General features: G+C 67.4%; 20 protein-coding genes and 1 other RNA gene. 12 read left to right on the top strand and 9 right to left on the bottom strand.

Annotated features, from left to right (window positions below; genetic code table 11):
- The first annotated feature begins 32 nt into the window (after window positions 1-32).
- A complete protein-coding gene (locus RCH12_RS00195) occupies window positions 33-371 on the top strand; it encodes a hypothetical protein (protein WP_327015712.1) in 339 nt (112 codons plus the stop codon).
- A 49-nt stretch (window positions 372-420) separates the two neighbouring features.
- Here the strand turns inward: RCH12_RS00195 and RCH12_RS00200 are convergent, their stop codons facing one another.
- Window positions 421-1,302 (bottom strand): universal stress protein, encoded by an 882-nt coding sequence (locus RCH12_RS00200; protein ID WP_327015713.1) that lies wholly within the window; start codon window positions 1,300-1,302, stop codon window positions 421-423.
- On the bottom strand, window positions 1,299-2,180 hold the full coding sequence (locus RCH12_RS00205; RefSeq protein ID WP_327015714.1) for a universal stress protein: 882 nt from the start codon (window positions 2,178-2,180) through the stop codon (window positions 1,299-1,301). The genes RCH12_RS00200 and RCH12_RS00205 overlap by 4 nt, the downstream gene beginning before the upstream one ends.
- Window positions 2,181-2,320: 140 nt before the next feature.
- Between RCH12_RS00205 and RCH12_RS00210 the strand changes: the two genes are divergently transcribed.
- The 7 genes from RCH12_RS00210 (at window position 2,321) to RCH12_RS00240 (ending at window position 7,722) form a co-directional block, all read left to right on the top strand.
- On the top strand, window positions 2,321-4,039 hold the full coding sequence (locus RCH12_RS00210; RefSeq protein WP_243399213.1) for a sensor histidine kinase: 1,719 nt from the start codon (window positions 2,321-2,323) through the stop codon (window positions 4,037-4,039).
- Window positions 4,039-4,668 carry a response regulator gene (locus tag RCH12_RS00215; protein ID WP_088456147.1) on the top strand — a complete coding sequence of 210 codons (630 nt, stop codon included), beginning with the start codon at window positions 4,039-4,041 and terminating at the stop codon, window positions 4,666-4,668. The genes RCH12_RS00210 and RCH12_RS00215 overlap by 1 nt, the downstream gene beginning before the upstream one ends.
- Window positions 4,669-4,684: 16 nt before the next feature.
- Window positions 4,685-5,179 (top strand): DUF427 domain-containing protein, encoded by a 495-nt coding sequence (locus tag RCH12_RS00220; protein WP_327015715.1) that lies wholly within the window; start codon window positions 4,685-4,687, stop codon window positions 5,177-5,179.
- Between the two features lie 50 nt (window positions 5,180-5,229).
- Complete coding sequence (locus RCH12_RS00225; protein WP_327015716.1) at window positions 5,230-6,051, top strand: Nif3-like dinuclear metal center hexameric protein; 822 nt, start codon at window positions 5,230-5,232, stop codon at window positions 6,049-6,051.
- Between the two features lie 53 nt (window positions 6,052-6,104).
- Window positions 6,105-6,842, top strand: a complete 738-nt coding sequence (locus RCH12_RS00230) for a zinc ribbon domain-containing protein (RefSeq protein ID WP_327015717.1) — start codon at window positions 6,105-6,107, stop codon at window positions 6,840-6,842.
- A 61-nt stretch (window positions 6,843-6,903) separates the two neighbouring features.
- Window positions 6,904-7,276, top strand: an RNA gene (rnpB, locus tag RCH12_RS00235) — RNase P RNA component class A.
- A gap of 77 nt (window positions 7,277-7,353) precedes the next feature.
- Window positions 7,354-7,722 carry a TIGR02611 family protein gene (locus RCH12_RS00240; RefSeq protein ID WP_327015718.1) on the top strand — a complete coding sequence of 123 codons (369 nt, stop codon included), beginning with the start codon at window positions 7,354-7,356 and terminating at the stop codon, window positions 7,720-7,722.
- A 38-nt stretch (window positions 7,723-7,760) separates the two neighbouring features.
- On the opposite strand, the gene ppgK is transcribed toward RCH12_RS00240, so the two are convergent.
- Both ppgK and map read right to left on the bottom strand, forming a co-directional pair.
- The gene (gene ppgK / locus RCH12_RS00245) at window positions 7,761-8,528 is read right to left on the bottom strand and encodes a polyphosphate--glucose phosphotransferase (protein WP_103431787.1); all 768 of its coding nucleotides are present in this window, start codon (window positions 8,526-8,528) and stop codon (window positions 7,761-7,763) included.
- 4 nt (window positions 8,529-8,532) lie between these two features.
- Complete coding sequence (gene map, locus RCH12_RS00250) at window positions 8,533-9,411, bottom strand: type I methionyl aminopeptidase (protein WP_103431788.1); 879 nt, start codon at window positions 9,409-9,411, stop codon at window positions 8,533-8,535.
- A gap of 12 nt (window positions 9,412-9,423) precedes the next feature.
- On the opposite strand from map, the gene RCH12_RS00255 reads away from it, so the two are divergent.
- Complete coding sequence (locus tag RCH12_RS00255; RefSeq protein WP_103431789.1) at window positions 9,424-9,612, top strand: SPOR domain-containing protein; 189 nt, start codon at window positions 9,424-9,426, stop codon at window positions 9,610-9,612.
- Between the two features lie 22 nt (window positions 9,613-9,634).
- On the opposite strand, the gene panB is transcribed toward RCH12_RS00255, so the two are convergent.
- Window positions 9,635-10,507 carry a 3-methyl-2-oxobutanoate hydroxymethyltransferase gene (panB, locus tag RCH12_RS00260; protein WP_103431790.1) on the bottom strand — a complete coding sequence of 291 codons (873 nt, stop codon included), beginning with the start codon at window positions 10,505-10,507 and terminating at the stop codon, window positions 9,635-9,637.
- Between the two features lie 115 nt (window positions 10,508-10,622).
- Here panB and RCH12_RS00265 point away from each other — a divergent pair, with 115 nt between their 5' ends.
- Together RCH12_RS00265 and RCH12_RS00270 are read left to right on the top strand one after the other, a co-directional pair.
- Entirely contained in the window at window positions 10,623-11,960 is a 1,338-nt protein-coding gene (locus tag RCH12_RS00265) for a glutamine synthetase family protein (protein WP_327015719.1), read from the top strand.
- Window positions 11,961-11,986: 26 nt separating this feature from the next.
- The gene (locus RCH12_RS00270; protein ID WP_103431791.1) at window positions 11,987-15,022 is read left to right on the top strand and encodes a bifunctional [glutamine synthetase] adenylyltransferase/[glutamine synthetase]-adenylyl-L-tyrosine phosphorylase; all 3,036 of its coding nucleotides are present in this window, start codon (window positions 11,987-11,989) and stop codon (window positions 15,020-15,022) included.
- Window positions 15,023-15,092: 70 nt separating this feature from the next.
- Here the strand turns inward: RCH12_RS00270 and glnA are convergent, their stop codons facing one another.
- Window positions 15,093-16,517 carry a type I glutamate--ammonia ligase gene (gene glnA / locus RCH12_RS00275; protein WP_088456157.1) on the bottom strand — a complete coding sequence of 475 codons (1,425 nt, stop codon included), beginning with the start codon at window positions 16,515-16,517 and terminating at the stop codon, window positions 15,093-15,095.
- Between the two features lie 244 nt (window positions 16,518-16,761).
- Between glnA and RCH12_RS00280 the strand changes: the two genes are divergently transcribed.
- Window positions 16,762-17,106 carry an RDD family protein gene (locus tag RCH12_RS00280; protein ID WP_327015720.1) on the top strand — a complete coding sequence of 115 codons (345 nt, stop codon included), beginning with the start codon at window positions 16,762-16,764 and terminating at the stop codon, window positions 17,104-17,106.
- 67 nt (window positions 17,107-17,173) lie between these two features.
- Here the strand turns inward: RCH12_RS00280 and RCH12_RS00285 are convergent, their stop codons facing one another.
- Genes RCH12_RS00285 through lipB form a run of 3 tightly spaced genes read right to left on the bottom strand, consistent with a single transcriptional unit; the run spans window position 17,174 to window position 19,551 of the window.
- Entirely contained in the window at window positions 17,174-17,884 is a 711-nt protein-coding gene (locus RCH12_RS00285; protein WP_103431793.1) for a DUF4191 domain-containing protein, read from the bottom strand.
- 48 nt (window positions 17,885-17,932) lie between these two features.
- Window positions 17,933-18,919, bottom strand: coding sequence for a lipoyl synthase (gene lipA / locus RCH12_RS00290; protein ID WP_103431794.1), 987 nt, complete (start codon window positions 18,917-18,919; stop codon window positions 17,933-17,935).
- The gene (gene lipB, locus RCH12_RS00295) at window positions 18,916-19,551 is read right to left on the bottom strand and encodes a lipoyl(octanoyl) transferase LipB (RefSeq protein WP_327015721.1); all 636 of its coding nucleotides are present in this window, start codon (window positions 19,549-19,551) and stop codon (window positions 18,916-18,918) included. The genes lipA and lipB overlap by 4 nt, the downstream gene beginning before the upstream one ends.
- Window positions 19,552-19,597 lie beyond the last annotated feature (46 nt).

Raw genomic sequence — 19,597 nt, forward strand, 5'->3', positions numbered from 1 at the left:
GTGTCCTTTTCCGTGACAAGCAGGGAAGCATCATGAAACGCATTTTTCATCCGGGTGGCTCGATAGTCACCGGTACCGCACTGGCTGACGCTGTGATGCTCTATGCCGAAGCGATGAGCAACCGCCGGGAAACCGACGTCGTCGACATTCCGGTGATCACCGCTGACGGCAGCCACGGTCGGGCGCAGTTCCTGATCGGCTCGTCCAGCCAACTGGTCTGCGTGACCAGCACCGAAAGCGACTGGGAACTGACCGAGATCGCCACGACCCAGGCGCTGCAGGACAAGGTGCGGATGGGCACGATGCCCGCGGCGTTGGCGTGGGCGGGTGCGCCGCAGGGTTCGCCACAGTTCGACGAATTCGACTACTGACCGTACCCGGCCGTGCGACCGCTCGGGAAAGCAGCTGGTTCGGATGCCCTCAGGCGCTGGCCGACGATGCGAGCGACGTCGTGTCGCTCCTGGCGGGGAGCCCGCGAGCGATGAGCACGGGGACATTGATGTTCATCAGGACGTCGTGGGTGACCGAACCGATCAGCGTGTTCTCGCCGTGCCGGGTCGATACTCCCAGAATCAACAGGGCGGCGTCGAAACTGGCGTCGAGCAGGGCCTCGGCCGGGTCCCGGTGCGCGACACGGCGCCGCACCGTGATCCGGGACGCCATGGTGGCGGCCTCGGTGGCGGCGTCCTGCAGCATACGTGCGGCCTGCGGGCTACGGTCCTCAACAGGGTCCGAGCGCGACGACTCGGAGCGAGGCAAGCCCGGCGGAGCGTAAACCAGGAGCAGATCCTGGTCGAGCCTGGCCGCCTCCTGCGCGCCCAGCCGCACCGCGGACAGGGCGCCGTCGGTGCCGTCAACACCGACGACAACGTCATGGCGGGAATCGAGAGTCGTGTCTGGCACGATGGCCACCGAGCAGCGCGCCGCAGAAGCGATCTGCACGCTCCGCGAGCCGAGCACCCGGCCGCGCAGGAAGCCGGTCTTGTGGGTGCCGACGATCAGAAGGTCCTCGGGGCTGGGCAGTGTGGCAAGCGCCCACGCCGTGCCGCCGTGCACGATCCGCGTTGTCAGGGGCACCCCGGAGTGCAGTGCCGTGACCCGGGCGGACTCCTCGATCAGAAGTTCCTTGGCCTGACGCTCCGCATCGGCGGCAGCGTCCCGGCCGACCAGACCCCACTCGTCGTCGACCGTGTTGACGAGCACCACGTCGGCGTTCCGCTCTGCGGCGCGGCGGACCCCCCAGCGCAACGCGGCGCGGCTCGGGCCGGAACCGTCGACACCGATGTAGTAGGTGGCGCTCATTCTGACGCCCCCGATCGCTGCGACTCGGCGGTGGGCCGGCTGCGCGGCACGACGACGACCGGGCAGGGCATATTCAGGAGCACGTCGTGACTGACCGAGCCGAGAATGAGTCCAGCAACGGCACCGCGGCCGTGTGTTCCCACGACGAGAAGCGCCGCGCGCCCGGCGGCTTCGACCAGGGCAGGCGCCGCGGCACCCTGCACCAGGGTCGCGGATGCGTCGACCGCCGGGTGTTGGGCCCTGACCCGTTCCAGGGCGCGGGCCAGGATGTCCTCGTGCGCTTCGATCAGGGCGTCGAACGGCACAGCGGCGCCGTAGTCCACACCGAGAGTCGCCGGGATGGACCAGGCATGCACGAGTTCGAGCGGTACGGCGCGGCGGGTGGCCTCGGCCGCCGCGACGTCGAGGGGGGCATCCATGGTGCCGTCATCCTCGATGCCGACCACGACCCTGTCGCCGCCGGCGACCCAACCGGCCGGAACGACCACGACGGCCGAGTGCGCGTGAGCGGCGAGCCGAAGCGGCAACGTGCCGTGCACGGCGCCGGCCAGCGCGCTGGTCTTGTTGGTCCCGATCACGAGCAGGTCGGCCGCGGACGAAGCCCGCACCAACTCGTCGACGGGAACACCCCGGCGCACGACACCTGTCGCTTTGACCGCCGGGACGTTCTGCGCCACAAAACGGGTGGCCTCGGCCAGGGCACGTTCGTAGACGGGCTGGAAATCATCTTCGGGGCCGCCGACCGGGGACCAGCCGAGTTCAACGACGGTGGTCAGCTCCAGACTCAGTGGCACGTCCTCGGCCCTGGCCAACGCCCAGTCCAGGGCGGCCCGGCTCGCCGGCCCCCCGTCAACGGCTACGATCACTCTCTCAACCATGAGCTGATCTCCAGTTCTTCCCGGGGTGCTTCGGGAGATGACACATCTCCAGAATGGGCCGGAGTGCCAATCCGGGGAAGGGCCGAAGGTCCCAGTCAGGTACACTTTGGGCTAGCTCCGACCGAAAGGGGACGCATTCCGTGACCGTTCCTGAGACCAGGCTTTCGTTTCCCGACGGGCCGCGGTCCGCTCTTGACCAGGCGCTTTCCGAACTCGTCCTGAACGCCCAGAAGGTGCTCGCCACCCAGGGGCGGCTGCGCAGCCTGCTTCAGGCGAGCCAGGCCGTCGTCGAAGAACTCGACCTCGCGGCCGTGCTCCGCCGTATCGTGGACGTCGCCGTCGACCTCGTCGGAGCCCGATACGGCGCGCTGGGTGTCATCGCACCGAACGGCAATCTGGAGCAATTCATCCACGTCGGCATCCCGGACGAGCTGGCCACGTCGATCGGTCGGCTACCGGCCGGGCACGGTCTATTGGGCGCTCTCATCGACGACCCGCACGCCATCCGCCTGACGCACCTGGGCGAGGATCCCCGATCCTCGGGTTTCCCGGCGCACCACCCGCCGATGGACAGCTTCCTCGGCGTGCCCGTACGGGTGCGCGGCGAGGTGTACGGCAACCTCTACCTGTCCAATCAGGTGTCCGGCGCGTTCAGTGAAGAAGACGAAGAACTGCTGACCGCCCTGGCCGCCACGGCGGGCATCGCGATCGACAACGCCCGTCTCTTCGACGAAACCCGCCGCCGGCAGCGCTGGTCGGCGGCATCGGCCGAGATCAGCGCCGCGCTGCTCTCCGACCGGGCGGATGCCTCCCTCGAACTCCTCGCCGATCGTTTCGCGTCACTGGCCGACGCCGATCTGGTCTGCGTGGTCCTCGCCGCAGGCGAAAGCACTCTCATCGTCGACACCGCCAGGGGAAAACTCGCCAAGCAGGTGAAGGGACTGGTCATCCCGTCCGCCGGAACCACCGTCGGGCGGGCCTTCGAAAGCGGCCAGCCGATCCTCACGGCCGACGGCGGTGCCAGCCTCGACCAGCCGGACGCCCAGCTGGTGCTCGGCCCGACGATGGTGATCCCGCTGCTGGCCTCCGGCCGCACCCACGGTGTCATGACGGTGTCCCGCTCCTCCGGCCGACCCCGTTTCACCACCTCCGACCTCGAGATGGCAGCGGACTTCGCCGGCCAGGCCAGTGTTGCGCTCGAACTCGCCCGCGGCCGGTCCGCCGGCCAGAAACTGGCGCTGCTGGAAGACCGAAGCCGGATCGCCCGCGACCTGCACGACAACGTCATCCAACGGGTGTTCGCGGCCGGCATCGGGCTGCAGGCCATCAGCGGGTCGGTTGACGACCCCAACGTCCGGGAGCGCATCATCGAGGAGGTCGTGGCGCTCGACGTAGCGATCGTCGAGATCCGCACGGCCATCTTCGCCCTGACCGCCGAGACCAGCCGCGACCGCGGCTCGATCCGTCACCGTGTGATCGACCTGCTCAGTGAGCTCGCGTCGCTCTTCGACCAGACCCCCCGCCTGGTCTTCACCGGCCCGATCGACCTGCTGACCCCGCCGGAGATGTCCGATGACATCGCCGCGGTCATCCGGGAGGGGCTGATGAACGTCATCCGTCACGCCGACGCCACCGAGACCGTCGTCAACCTCAGTGTCGCGGACGACCTCGTGGTGATCGAGGTGGTCGACAACGGCATCGGCGTCGTGGAATCCGACCGGCGCAGCGGACTGGCCAACCTCTCCGCCAGGGCGCAGCAGTGGGGCGGCGACCTCGTCCTCGAGAATCGTGCCAGGGGCGGCAGCCGACTGCGCTGGACCGCCCTCATCGAACCTGAACCTGTACGAAAGGAATCGTGATGATCCGAGTCTTCCTCGTGGATGACCACGAAGTCGTGCGCCGCGGAATCGCGGACATGATCAACGCAGAGCCCGACCTCGAGGTCGTCGGTGAAGCGTCGACGGCTCGGCAGGCGGTCGCCAGGGTCGCGGCAACGGTACCCGACGTGGCGGTGCTCGACGTGCGGCTGCCCGACGGCAGCGGCATCGACGTGTGCCGCACCATCCGCTCGGCCAACCCCGGGGTGCAGTGCCTCATGCTCACCGCATACGACGACGACGAGGCCAGCTATTCGGCTGTCCTCGCCGGCGCATCCGGCTACGTCCTCAAGGACATCCGCGGACAGCACCTGGTCGAGTCCATCCGTCGGGTCGCCCGCGGCGAGTCCCTCGTGCAGAAGGCCGTCACCCGCAAGGTGGTCACCGAGCTCACCGGCACCGCCGCCGATTCGCCGGCCTCCAACCTCACGACGAGGGAGCGCCAGGTGCTCGAGCTGATCGCGGAGGGACTGACCAACCGGCAGATCGGTGACCAGCTCGACCTGGCCGAGAAGACCGTGAAGAACTATGTGTCGGGTCTGCTCGCCAAGCTCGGCATGGCCAGGCGCACTCAGGCAGCCGTGTACGGCGCCGGGTTGCGCCCGCGGTAGTCAGCCGATGAGCGCCATGAACCGACACCCGGCGAAACCGGGTCCCGGCCAGGAGTCGGTCTGGGACTACCCGCGCCCGCCGCGGGTGGAACCGAGTCTGGAGCATGTTGTGCTCCGGTTCAACGGCATAGTGATCGCCGATACCAGGGACAGCGTGCGCGTGCTGGAGACCAGCCATCCGCCCACCTATTACCTGCCGCGGGACGCGTTCTCGGCCGGTGTTCTCACCCCGGTCAACGGGCACAGCTTCTGCGAGTACAAAGGGCTGGCGTCCTACCTCAGCATCGTCGTGGGCGACCGACGGGCCGATGCGGTGGCCTGGCACTATCCCCATCCGGAGGCCGGCTTCGAATCGCTGGCCGGCCGGGTGGCCGTCTACCCCGGCCGGCTCGACGAGTGCACGGTGGACGGCGAACTCGTGCGCGCTCAGCCGGGCGACTTCTACGGCGGGTGGATCACCGACCGGATCGTCGGCCCGTTCAAGGGCGCGCCGGGCACACTGGGCTGGTGAGCGTCGGCACGTCGCCGGTCGTGGCGGCCGCCGGCTAGTAGGCTGACAGGGTGTCATTCTCGCTCGCTGAAGTCGCCCGGGTCTCCCATGAACTGTGGCCCCTGTCCGGCGCCGAGGAATGGGATGCGCCGGGTCTGATCAGCGGCGACCCCGCGAGCCGGGTCGATTCCATTCTGCTGGCCGTCGATGTCGTCTCCGAGACCGTCGCTGAGGCGGTCACCTCCGGGGCCGACCTACTGCTGGCCCATCACCCGCTGCTGTTGCGCGGGGTCACCAGCGTCGCCGAAGACCGCTACAAGGGTGCCCTGCTCGCTCGACTGATCCGTGCCGATTGCGGCCTCCTGGCGGCCCATACCAATGCCGACGTCGTCGAGGACGGGGTGTCCGATGTCATCGCCAACAGTCTGGGCCTGGTCGACACGCGCCCGATCACGGCTGGATTGGTCCCTGGCACGGGAATCGGCCGGGTCGGCCGGCTCCCGGAGCCCACCACGCTCGGTCTTCTCGCCCGCCGCCTGGCGGCGCTGATCCCCGCGACGACGACGGGCGTGCGTGTGGCCGGCGGCTATGCCGACACGATCCAGACCGTCGCCCTCTGCGGGGGCGCCGGTGACTCGCTGTTGCGCGAACCTGCCGTGCGTTCCGCCGACGTGTTCATCACCTCCGACCTCCGGCATCACCCGGCATCTGAGTCCAGGGAACAGTCGATCCTGGCGGGGGTTGGCCCCGCCCTCATCGACGTGTCACACTGGGCCAGCGAATGGCTCTGGCTGGACGTCGCCGCCTCGGCGCTGCGGCAGCGGCTGCCCGGCATCCGCATCGAGGTCAGCGACGTGCGGACCGACCCCTGGGACTTCGCCGTCACCCAGTGAGCCTCGCTCACCCCCGTTCATTTCAACTCCATAATCATGAAGGTCAGGACATTGTGAAGGCATCTCCCACCGAGCAGAAGGAGCTTCTGCGGCTCCAGGCCCTCGACATCAAATTGCAGCAGGTCGAACACCAGGCCAAGGCGTTGCCGCAACACGCCGAGCTCGCAGAGCTGGGCCGCGGCCTCGATGCGTCCAAGACGGTCCTGACCGGTCGCGTCGGCGAGGTCGAGGACGCCCAGATCGAATTGCGCCGCATCGAGTCCGATGTCGAGGTGGTCGAGAAGCGCATCGCCCGCGATACCGAGCGCGCCCAGCACACCTCCTCGATGAAGGATGTTCACGCGCTGGAGAGCGAACTCACCGCCCTGGGCGCGCGCCTGGCCGCGCTCGAGGAGATCGAACTCGCGGTGATGGAACGTCTCGAGGAAAAGGAAGCGGCCGTCGCCGAGACCGAATCCGAACGCGCCGCCGTCGCGGGCCGGGTCGCCGGAATCGAAGCCGACCGCGACGCGCTTCTGGTCGATCTGAACCGCCAGCTGGGCGAGTTGGCCCGGGACCGGGTCGCGATCGTCTCCGCCATCGGCGAGGACCTGTCGGCGCTCTACGAGAAGCGGCGCGTGGCCGGGCGGGGCAACGCGGCGTCCCTGCTCCGCGCCCGCACCTGCAGCGGCTGCACCATGACTCTGACGGGCAACGACCTCGAAGAGGTGCGGGCAGCGCCCGCGGACGACATCGTCTTCTGCCCGGACTGCGGCGCCGTCCTCGTCCGCACCGAGGAATCCGGCATTTAGAGCAGGCCGCCAGGGTCCGGTTCGGCGACAGGACCGGGGCGCTGTAGGCTCGACGACGGAATGGGTCGACAAGACGGTCGCGTCATCCGGGCTTTTCACAGCTCGTGATGCCGAGGAACGTCCGGGCTCCACAGAGCAGGACGGTGGGTAACACCCACCCGGGGCAACCCGCGAGACAGTGCCACAGAAAGTAGACCGCCACCGGCGCAAGCCGGCGGTAAGGGTGAAACGGTGGTGTAAGAGACCACCAGCGGCCAGGGTGACCTGGCCGGCTAGGTAAACCTCGTCCGGAGCAAGGTCGAACAGGAAACGCCAAGGCGGCTCGCCGAGTTTCCGGGTAGACCGCTAGAGGGCTGCGGCAACGTAGTCCCGAGATAGATGGCCGTCCATGGTGAAAACCGGGACAAAACCCGGCGTAATAGTCGGCCCATTCCCTTCTCGAACCTGTGAGTTGCGCGGGACCGTGCCGCGGGGGTGGTGCATTCCCAGCCGGTGCTCCTACGATGGGGCCATGAGCACCCCCGTGTCCACGTCCGATGCCATCATCACGCACCGCACGGCCACGCCCGCGTCAGGGACCTGGCTGCGGTTCAGGGCGATGCTCGGCCGGTCCCGCACCTGGATCCATGCTCACCCGCGCCTGCGGGCGCCGTACCGGCTGCTCGTCGCCCTCGCCGGGCTGACGGTCATGGCCGTCGGTCTCGTCCTGGTGCCCCTGCCGGGACCGGGCTGGCTGATCGTCTTCGTGGGTGTCGCCGTCCTCGGCACCGAGTTCCCCGCCGCCCACCGCGTCACCACGGTCGTCCGACGGCTCGCGCACCGGCTGCGACTCTGGTGGCAGGCGCGTCAGCAACGCCAGAACACCCGGGCGTACAGCTAAGCGGAGCCAGCTAGGCGGACTGTCCTCGGCGGACTCTACTACGCGGAAACTGGCGCGTGCTTGACGGCCAGGGCGGCTGCGCCCAGGATGCCGGCATTGTTGCGGTGCACGGCCGGGATGATCCGGGTGTTCAGGTGCAACAGGGGAAGGAAGTTCTCGTGGTGCTTCGACACGCCACCGCCGACGATGAACAGGTCGGGAGTGAACAGGGACTCCAGCTTGGAGTAATACTTCTGCAGGCGTGACGCCCACTTCTCCCAGCTGAGGTTTTCCCGTTCCTTGGCCGAGAAGGCCGCGCGGGTCTCGTAGTCCACGCCGTCGATCTCCAGATGACCGAACTCGGTGTTGGGCACCAGGGCCCCGTCGTTGATCAGGGCGGTGCCGATGCCGGTGCCCAGGGTGGTGAGGAGAACGACACCGTCGACACCCTTGGCCGCGCCGAACGTCGACTCCGCGTATCCGGCCGCGTCAGCGTCGTTGACGAAGTGAATGGGCACGCCCAGGCCCTTCTCGAAGAGCGTCTCCGCGGCGAGGCCGATCCACTTGTCGGACACATTGGCGGCCGACATCGTGTGACCGTGCTTGACGACAGCGGGGAAACACACGCCGATGGGCATCTCGCCCGCTCCGGCGGACACCGTCGCCAGGAGCTGGCGGGTGGTCTCGATGATGTCCTGGGGTCGGCCGCCCTTAGGGGTGGGCAGCTTGACGCGGTCGGAGAGCAGGGCCCCGGTGGACAGGTCCACCACAGCCCCCTTGATGCCGGTTCCGCCGATATCGATGCCGATGGCAGTGGTTGAACTCATGCTGTCAATCTACCGGCTGCGGCAGCGTCAGGATTTCGGCGCCACGTTCGGTGACCACCAGGGTGTGCTCGAACTGCGCGGTGATGCTGCGATCGCGGGTCAGAACCGTCCAGTCATCCGCCCACATGTCCCAGTCACTGGTGCCCAGGGTCAGCATCGGTTCAATGGTGAACACCATGCCCACCTCCATGACGGTGTCGTACTGCGGTGCGGAGTCATAGTGCGGAATGATCAGGCCAGAGTGGAACGCGTCGCCCACCCCGTGACCGGTGAAGTCGCGAACGACCCCGTAGCCGAACCGCTTGGCGTACGACTCGATGGTGCGGCCGATCACGTTCACCTGCCGACCGGGTGCCACGGCCTTGATTCCGCGCGCCAGGGCCTCCCGGGTGCGGTCGACGAGCAGGGTGACCTCCTCGGTGGCCTCGCCGACGATGAAGGTGACGTTCGAATCACCGTGCACCCCGTTCTTATACGCGGTGATGTCGATATTGACGATGTCACCGTTTTCGAGCACGGTGTCATCGGGAATTCCGTGGCAGATGACCTCGTTGACCGAGGAACACAGCGACTTCGGGTAGCCGCGGTAGCCGAGCGTGGACGGGTAGGCGTCGTTCCGGATCAGGAACTCGTGGCCGACCCTGTCCAGTTCCTCGGTCGTGACCCCGGGGCGTACCGCACGCCCGACCGCCTGGATCGCGTTCGCCGCGATGCGGCCGGACTCCCGGATCAGAGCGATGCGTTCGGGGGAGTAGACGTCGGATCCGGTGAACCGGGCCGGTGCGGTGTGCCCGACATACTCGGGCCGATCGATGTGGGAGGGAACGGAGCGGTGGCTGGACACGGCTCCCGGAACGAGGTGACCGATTGAATCCTTAGGCATAGGATCAACCTTATGGCCGAAGATGCTGATCACCAGTTCTGGTACAACATGCGCACTGGCGCCGTCGAGAAGGGCATGCTGTCACCGTCCGTCGACAGGGTAGGCCCGTTCTCGTCCTTTGACGAGGCGACTCACGCCCTCGACAAGCTCCGCGCCAACAGCGCCAAATGGGCCGAAGACGACGAGGCCGAGGACCGCTGAGGCGCACCCGCTCCGGCGGCGTTTACTCGTAGCTGTGCTCGGGGCCCGGATAGGCGCCGGAATCGACGTCGTTCTTGAACGAGCGCACCGCGTCGGTCAGGACCGAACGCATGTTCGCGTACTGCCGCACGAAGCGGGGCACCCTTCCCTCGGTCATGCCGGCGAAATCCGTCCAGACCATGAGCTGACCGTCGACGCCGGGCCCGGCTCCGACGCCGATGGTGGGGATCTCCAGACGTGCGGTGACCTCTGCGGCGACGGCTGAGGGCACCATTTCCAGAACGACCGCGAAAGCGCCGGCGTCCTGCACGGCGAGTGCATCCGTGATCAGCTGTTCGGCGCCCGCGCCGCGTCCCTGAATCATGTGCCCGCCCAAACCGTGTTCGCTTTGCGGGGTGAAGCCGATGTGCCCCATGACCGGGATGCCGGCAGAGACGATCCGCGAGATCTGCTTGCGACTGCGCACCCCGCCCTCCAGCTTCACGGCGTGAGCCTGGGCCTCTTTCATGAAACGCACCGCGGTGTGCAGGGCCTCAGACGGGCCGGTCTCGTAGCTGCCGAACGGCATGTCGGCAACGACCAGCGCCCGGGTCACCGCCCTGGCCACGGCGCGGGTCAGTGGGATCAACTCGTCGACGGTGACGGGGAGGGTGGTCTCGTAACCGAAGACGTTGTTCCCGGCGGAATCTCCCACCAGCAGGAAGTCGATGCCGGCCTGGTCGAAAATCTGGGCGGTGAGCATGTCGTAGCTGGTCAGGCCCGTGATCGGGATACCTTGCTGCTTCGCGTTCTGAAAATGCCTGGTGCGCACGCGCTTGGGCCCTGCGGTGGCACTGACGTATGGATTCTGCACCTCGACGGCGTTGGCGGCGTCTGGCGTGGGGATCTCTGGCATGTGCCCAAGTGTACTCAGCGGTCGATTCTCGGAGTCATTCGCAGCCGCGAGCAGCCGGCTTTCGCCCGCGCGCCGTCGGCAGCCGGTAGCCTAGGGGCAACAAGAAAGGGCGTGGATGGACAAGCAGCGCGACTTCGTTCTTCGGACCATCGAGGAACGGGGCATCAAGTTCATTCGACTATGGTTCACCGATGTGGTCGGCACCCTCAAGTCGGTGGCCATCGCGCCGGCCGAGGTGGAGGGTGCGTTCGCCGAGGGACTGGGCTTCGACGGGTCAGCGATCGAGGGCCTGACGCGCTCGTTCGAGGCCGATGTGCTGGCCCACCCGGACCCCACCACCTTCCAGATCCTGCCCTGGCGGGGCGAGGTCGACCCCACCGCCCGCATGTTCTGCGACATCACCACCCCTGACGGGCAGCCCGCCGTCGCCGACCCCCGGAACGTGCTCAAGCGCACCCTGGCGAAGGCCGCCGAACGAGGCTTCACGTTCTACACGCACCCGGAGATCGAGTTCTATCTCCTGAAGTCGTCCAAGTTCGGCAAGAACGGACCGGTCCCGGTCGATTCTGCCGGATACTTCGACAACGTCCCCGGCGGCACGGCCCATGACTTCCGGCGCCGTTCGGTGCGGATGCTCGAGGATCTCGGCATCTCGGTGGAGTTCAGCCACCACGAGGCCGGCCCCGGCCAGAACGAGATCGACCTGCGTTACGCGGACGCTCTCACCACCGCCGACAACATCATGACCTTCCGCACCGTCATCAAGGAGGTGGCGATCGAGCAGGGCGTCTACGCGACGTTCATGCCCAAGCCGCTCTCCGACCAGCCGGGCTCCGGAATGCACACCCACCTCTCCCTCTTCGAGGGCGACACCAACGCGTTCTACGAAGCCGGCGCACAGTTCCAGCTGTCGACGACCGGGCGTCAGTTCATTGCCGGTCTGCTGCGGCACGCGCCGGAGATCACGGCGGTGACTAACCAGTTCGTGAACTCGTACAAGCGACTGTGGGGTGGCGATGAGGCCCCCAGCTTCGTGTGCTGGGGCCACAACAACCGGTCCGCGCTGATTCGCGTTCCGCTCTACAAGCCCAACAAGGGCCAGAGCTCTCGCATCGAGTACCGCGCTATCGACTCGGCGGCCAACCCGTACCTCGCGTACTCGCTGATGCTCGCCGCCGGGCTCAAGGGTATCGAGGAGGGTTACGAGCTTCCGCCGGAGGCCGAGGACAACGTGTGGGGACTCAGCGACACCGAGCGTCGCGCGCTGGGCTACCACCAGCTGCCCGCTAGCCTCGACCACGCCATCCAGTACATGGAGGAGTCCGAGCTGGTCGCCGAGACACTGGGGGAGCACGTTTTCAACTATGTGCTGCTGAACAAGCGTCAGGAATGGCGCGAGTACCGCTCGCAGGTCACCCCATTCGAACTCAATAAGAACCTCGAGATGCTCTAGGGGCTCACCTCAGACAGGTACAGGACATGGCGAGAGAACAGTTGACTCTGACGGACCTCGCTCGGGTGGGCTTCGCCGATCTCGGCGAGGCCCGCGCGCGTCTCGACGAGGTCGGCGAACTCGGCGGGCCTGACCCGTCGGATCTGTTCCCGCTGCTGACCCGGGCGGCGAATCCCGATGCGGCCCTCTTCGCCGTGCTGTCGTTGGTGCGTCAGGCCCCGGCCGAGTTCGTGGCACTCCGGCGGCATCCCGGCGCCCTGCAGCGGCTGGTGCTCGTGTCCGGGGCTTCGACCGGGTTGACCGATTTTTTCCTCCGGCATCCGGCAGAACTCGCGGTGCTGCACGAGAAGACCACCGCCGTTCCCGGGCTCCGTGAGCTGACCGACGACCTGCTCGACGCCGTCCGGTCGACGGATGGCTTCGCCGAACTCATCGACGACGACGGGTGGGTGGCCCTGCGGGTGCGGTACCGCCGCCGGCTCGCCGAACTGGCAGCCTTCGACCTCGAACAGGCCGACCCCGTCGCCGGACTCGACCGGATCGCCAGGACCCTGGCGCACCTGGCCGCGGCGGCGCTGGAAGCCTCCCTCGCGGTCGCCAGGGGCATGTGCAGCGGCACCGTGGCCGCGCACGGCGTCTATCCCGTCGACGAGGTGCGGCTGACCAAGCTCGCCGTGATCGGAATGGGTAAGGCGGGGGCGGGGGAGCTGAACTACGTCAGCGACGTTGACGTCATCTTCGTCGCCGAGGGCGACGACGACGCCGGGCTCAGCGCCGCCAGGGCCGTGGACATCGCCACCAGGCTCGCGGTCCTGATGATGCGCGGGCTCAACCAGCCCAGCATGGAGCCCGAACTGTGGGAGGTCGATCCCAACCTGCGCCCCGAGGGCAAGTCCGGCGCCCTGGTGCGTTCCCTCGACTCCCACATCGCCTACTACGACCGCTGGGCCAAGAGCTGGGAGTTCCAGGCGCTGCTGAAGGCACACCCCCTGGCCGGCGACCTGGAGCTCGGCGCCCGGTACGTCGCCGCGGTCGCCCCCAAGGTCTGGACAAGCGCCAGCCGGGAGAACTTCGTCGACTCCGTGCAGCGGATGCGCGAACGGGTGACGAGCAACATCCCCGCCGACGAGGTCGCCGTGCAACTCAAGCTGGGCCCCGGCGGTCTGCGGGACATTGAATTCACCGTGCAACTGCTTCAGCTCGTGCACGGCCAGACCGATCCCGACATCCGCCAGCCCGGCACCCTGCCGGCCCTGGCCGCCCTGGCCGATGCCGGCTACGTCGGTCGCGCCGAGGCCGCCGAGTTCGCCCAGGACTACCGGATGCTGCGCCTGATGGAACACCGGCTGCAACTGGACCGGCTGCGCCGCACCCACCTGCTGCCCCGGGACGAGTCCGGGCTGCGGGTCCTGGCACGGGCGACGGGCCTGGCCACGAGCGCGGCGGCGCTGACAACCCGGTGGGAGGCCACCAAACACCGGGTGCGCGGCCTGCACGAGCGGCTGTTCTACCGGCCGTTGCTCTCCGCGGTCGCCGCCCTGCCCGCTGAGGGCCTGAACCTCACCAGCGCGCAGGCCGAGGCCCGGCTGGCGGCGATCGGCTTCCGCAACACCACGGGCGCCCTGGCCCACATCGCCGCGCTGACCAGCGGTGTGTCCCGGCGGGCGACCATTCAGCAACACCTGTTGCCGGTGCTGCTGCAGTGGCTCTCCGACGGCGCCGACCCCGACTACGGGCTGCTGGCCTTCCGGCGGCTGAGCGACAGCCTCGGTTCCACCTACTGGTTCCTGCGGATGCTCCGGGACTCGTCGGGGGCCGCCGAACGTCTCACCCGGGTGCTCTCGGCGTCGCGGTACGTCGGCGAACTCCTGGAGACCATTCCCGAGGCCGTCGCCTGGCTGGAACACGACAACGACCTGCGCCCCCGCCCGCTCACCGTGTTGCAGGATGAGGCGCGCGCCGTCCTGGCCAGGCACGGCAGTCCCGACGCCGCCGCGTCCGTGCTCCGCACCAGCCGGCGACGCGAGATGCTTCGCCTGGCACTGTCGGCCATCCTCGGTCGCATCAGCATCGACGAGCTCGCCGCGGGCCTCACGGATATCTCCACCGTCATCATTCAGGGAATCCTCGGCGCCATCCGTGGTGCCGGTCTCACCGGTGACGACGGTCCGTTCGCTCCGGACGGCATCGAGTTCGCTGTGATCGCCATGGGCCGGTTCGGGGGAGCCGAACTCGGTTTCGGTTCCGACGCTGACGTCATGTACGTCTTCAGGCCCGCCGCGCTCGAGGGCGGTGCGGCGCACGACCGGGCCACCTTCATCGTCCGGGAGCTGAACCGACTCACCGAGGACAACCGGCTGCCGTTCGACCTGGATATCGGTCTGCGTCCAGAGGGCAAGAACGGCGCGGTGGTGCGGTCGATCGATTCCTACCAGGCCTACTACCGTCGATGGTCGTTGACCTGGGAGGCGCAGGCGCTGTTGCGCGCCCGTGGTGTCGCGGGCGAGCCCGCGCTCCTGGAGTCCTTCCACGCCGTGATGGACACCGTGCGGTACCCGGAACAAATCAGCGACCAGGACGTCCGTGAGATCAAGCGCATCAAGGCCCGTGTCGAGAACGAACGACTCCCGCAGGGAGCCGACCCGAATCGGCACCTCAAGCTGGGCCGAGGCTCGCTGAGCGATGTGGAGTGGTTCGTTCAGTTGCTGCAGCTTCAGCACGCGGCGAGCGTGCCAGCCCTGCGCACGACGTCGACCCTCGAAGCGCTCGAGGAGGCCACCCGCGCCGGTTTGGTCACCGAACCGGATGCCGCCGTCCTCCGCGCAGCGTGGCTGTTCGCGTCACGGTGCCGCTCGGCGATCACCCTGTGGACGAACAAGACCGCGGATGTGTTGCCCACCGACAGGATGCAGCTCGACGGCGTCGCCCGCATGATGGAGTACCCGCCGGGTTCGGCGAATCAGCTCGAGGAAGATTACCTGGCGGTGACCCGGCGTGCGCGTGCGGTCTTCGAACGCCGGTTCTACGGACCGGTCGAACGGCCGGGACCGTTCTCCGGCTGATCACGACGCCGTCCACGACGAAGGGGCCGCAACCTGACGGTTGCGGCCCCTTCGTCGTGCGCTGGGGAGATTAGACCCCGTAGTACAGTTCGAACTCGAACGGGTGCGGGCGCTGCGCGAGGGGCTTGATCTCCTTCTCGCGCTTGTAGTCGATCCAGGTCTCGATCAGCTCGGGGGTGAAGACGTTGCCGGCGAGCAGGAAGTCGTGGTCGGCTTCCAGCGCCTGCAGGGCCTCTTCCAGCGATGCCGGAACCTGCGGGATGTTCTTCGCTTCTTCCGGCGGCAGCTCGTAGAGGTCCTTGTCGACGGGCTCGTGCGGCTCGATGCGGTTCTTGATCCCGTCGAGGCCGGCCATCAGCTGGGCGGCGAAGGCGAGGTACGGGTTGCCGGAGGCATCGGGGGCGCGGAACTCGAGGCGCTTGGCCTTGGGGTTGGTGCCCGTGATCGGGATGCGGATCGACGCCGAGCGGTTACCGGCCGAGTAGACCAGGTTGACCGGAGCTTCGAAGCCCGGGACCAGGCGGTGGTACGAGTTGACCGTCGGGTTGGTGAAGGCGAGCACGGCCGGGGCGTGCTTGAGCAGGCCACCGATGTACCAGCGTGCCACGTCGGACAGGCCGCCGTAGCCGGCCTCGTCGTAGAACAGCGGCTTGCCGTCTGCCCAGAGGGACTGGTGGGTGTGCATGCCGGAGCCGTTGTCGCCGAACAGCGGCTTGGGCATGAAGGTGGCGGTCTTGCCCCACTCGTGCGCGGTGTTCTTGACGATGTACTTGAACTTCAGCAGGTCGTCGGCCGCGTGCACCATGGTGTCGAACTTGTAGTTGATCTCGCCCTGGCCGCCGGTGCCGACCTCGTGGTGGCTGCGCTCGAGGATGAGGCCGGCGTCCATCAGCTTGAGGCAGATGTCGTCGCGCATGTCAGCGTGCTGGTCGACCGGGCTGACCGGGAAGTAGCCGCCCTTGAACGGGGTCTTGTTGGCGAGGTTGCCGCCCTCTTCCTTGCGGCCGGAGTTCCAGGCGCCCTCGCTGGAGTCGACGGAGTAGAAGCTGGTGTGCTGGTTGACCTCGTAGCGCACGTCGTCGAAGATGTAGAACTCGGCCTCTGAGCCGAAGTAGGCGGTGTCGCCGATGCCGGTGGAGGCGAGGTACTTCTCGGCCTTCTTGGCCACCTGACGGGGGTCCTTGGAGTAGATCTCGCCATTGCGGGGGTTGTAGATGTCGAACAGCATGATCAGGGTGCGCTCGGCGCGGAACGCGTCGATGTAGGCACTGGTGACGTCGGGGATGAGCTGCATGTCGGATTCGTGGATCGACGCGAAACCGCGGATCGACGAGCCGTCGAACATCTGGCCGACGGTGAAGAAGTCCTCGTCAACGGTCGACGCGGGGATGTTGAAGTGCTGCTGCACACCCGGCAGGTCGGTAAAACGAAGGTCAAGGAACTTGACATCGGTGTCCTTGATGAACGAGAGGACTTCGGACGAATCGCGGAACATGCGGGTTGACTCCAAACGACGTAGGCGTGGGTGACTAGAAATGTCGCACACTGCGGCTTCCCCGACACTATTACGGACGGGTTACTTAAGAATGACGCTTATGTTTCCTCCATGTTACAGAGGGCTCGGTCGGTACACTGGTCGGGTGAATTCGACGCCGTCAAGACCCACAACCTTCGGGCAGTTACCGCCCAGCACTTGGCCTGGGGAGCGACTCGGCCTGCCTCGGAGCGGACCGCATTCCGTGGGGCGGGTCGGCAGGCGCATCGCGGCGCTGGCCATCGACTGGGCCGTCGCCGTGGCCCTGACCTGCCTGATCTGGGGGTACACCTGGCTCAACTATGACGGCTTCGTGGTCCTGATGGTCTTCGTGGGCCTCCAGGCCGTGCAACTCGCCGTGTTCGGGGGGAGCATCGGCCACCGCCTGCTCGGCCTGCGCGTGATCGCCCTCACCGGAGGCCGTGCGGGCCTGTGGCGCCCGATCGTCCGGTCGGTGCTGCTGGGTCTGGCCGTTCCCGCCCTGGTCTGGGATTCGGACCAGCGGGGCTTCCACGACAAGATCGCCGGAACCGTCCTGATCAGGCGCTAGTCTCCGGCACGCAGAGAAGGGCACGGGGTTGACCCCGTGCCCTTCGTTTTCTGGTGGATCCGTATGGCTAGTTGCCGCGCTGCGGACGGGCCTTGGTGGGGTCGACACCCTTGGGAATCGGCAGTTTCTTGGTCATGGAGTTGAGGCGGTTGTTGACCGCGAGCACCTCGGCCTTGGTCAGGGTCGGCTTGATCTTGGTCAGCCGCCGGGCGAGCTTGTGCAGCGGAACGGCGTCGGCGTCGGGGCCCACGGCGATGACGGTGACCGCGACGTTGCCGCCGACCTTGGCCACCGAACGCTTTTCCTCGTCCACCATGCGGGCGGTGCGGGTACGCGGTCCCTCGCTGATGAGCACAACTCCACCGCGGCCGACGGCGCGATACACGGCGTCCTGGGTCTTACCGTTGACGGCGACGGGCATTTCGCTCCCCACCCAGCCGCGCTTCAATGAACTGCGCAGAACCGCGCCGACGGCGCCGGGCTGGCCCTCGATCTGCGAGTACGCGGCCTTCTCTGCACGCCGACCCAGGATGATCAGCATCGCCAGGACGCCGGCGAGCACGCCGGCGACGATCCAGAGGGCGATCGTGAAACCGTTGTCGGGGGTCAGCAGCAGCGCAAGGGCCAAGCCGACAACGACGGGGATCAGGAAACCCAGGATCATGAACAGAACGATGTTCGAGTCGTAGCGCCGGGTCATCTGGAAGACCTGCCACATTTGCTTCAAGCGGCCAGGTTCTTTGGGGGTGCGGGGACTCTTGTCCTTGCTTCGTGCCATGGTTCTAAGACTACCCAGTCGGTCGATATCCGCAGAACGGATTTAGGGTCAAACGGCCTGGCTGAAGCCCACGGTCGCGTCGGCGAGGTGCTGCAGGTGGGCGGGCACCGGGCGTCCGGTGGCCGTCATCGACTGTGCCCAGAGCCGACCGGCCCGGTAGGAGGAACGCACCAACGGTCCGGCGAGCACGCCGAGGAAACCGATCTGCTCCGCTTCGGCCTTGAGGTCAACGAACTCCTCCGGTCGCACCCACCTGGCCACTGGCAGATGCCGGGGGCTCGGTCGCAGGTACTGCGTGATGGTGATGATGTCGGTCCCGGCATCGTGCAGGTCCTGCAGCGCTTGGGACACCTCGGCACGTTCCTCGCCCATGCCGAGAATCAGGTTCGACTTGGTGATCAGCCCCGCGGCCCGCCCCTGGCTGAGAACGTCGAGGGACCTGTCATAACGGAAGGCGGGACGGATGCGTTTGAAGATCCGCGGGACGGTCTCGACGTTGTGCGCAAAGACCTCAGGGCTGGCAGAGAACACCTCGGCGAGGTGGATCGGGTTGCCCGAGAAATCGGGGACGAGGATCTCGACCCCGGTCCCCGGGCTTTGGAGGTGGATCTGCCGGATCGTCTCGGCGTAGAGCCAGGCGCCCTCATCGGGCAGGTCGTCGCGGGCGACCCCGGTAACCGTCGCGTAACGCAGGTTCATCGCCACTACCGACTCGGCGACCCGGCGCGGCTCGTCGGTGTCGTAGTCTGCGGGCTTGCCCGTGTCGATCTGACAGAAGTCGCAACGCCGGGTGCACTGGGAGCCGCCGATCAGGAAGGTCGCCTCGCGATCTTCCCAGCACTCGTAGATGTTCGGGCAGGCGGCCTCCTGGCACACCGTGTGCAGGTTCTCGCTCTTCACCAGATCCTGCAGGTGGCGGTATTCGGGGCCCATCCTGGCGCGGGTCTTGATCCAATCGGGCTTCCGTTCGATGGGCGTCTCGGCGTTGCGTATTTCCAGTCGCAGCATCCGGCGTCCCTCGGGTGCGGCGGTCATACGGACACCGCCAGCCGGCTGCGGAAATGGGTCGTGATGGAGTCGACGACATCCTCGGTGCTGACGTCTCGGCCGAGTACCAGGGACATGGTGGTGACGCCGGCATCGACGATGCCGCAGGCGACAATACGGTCGTACGGTTCGAGCGAGTTGTTGCAGTTGAGGGCGAACCCGTGCATGGTCACACCGTCGGCGACCCGGATGCCGATGGCGGCGACCTTGTCCTCGGCCCCGGCGGGCCCGACCCAGACACCGCTGCGTCCGGGCACCCGTCTGCCGTCGATCCCGAAATCGGCCAGCGCGTCGATCAGGATGTCCTCGAGCAGACGCACGTAGCCGACCACGTCGAGAGGATCGGGCAGCCGCAGGATCGGGTAGCCGATCAGCTGACCGGGCCCGTGCCAGGTGATCCGGCCGCCGCGGTCGACGTCCATGACCGGGGTCCCGTCGGTGGGACGGTCCTCCGGCTGGGTGCGTTTGCCGGCCGTGTACACGGCGGGGTGTTCGAGGAGCAGGACGGTGTTCGGTCGTTGACCGTACACCACCGTGCGATGGACGGCGCGCTGGAGCTCAAGGCCCTCGAAATACGGCACGGAGTTGGCGCTTAGCCCCGCGACGACAAAGTCGAGCATGCGGCAAGTCTATGGGGTCTCCTCCCCAGCCTGAGCACCGCTCGAG

The sequence above is a fragment of the Cryobacterium sp. MP_3.1 genome (assembly GCF_035984795.1).
In the GTDB taxonomy this organism is placed as follows: Bacteria; Actinomycetota; Actinomycetes; order Actinomycetales; family Microbacteriaceae; genus Cryobacterium; species Cryobacterium zongtaii.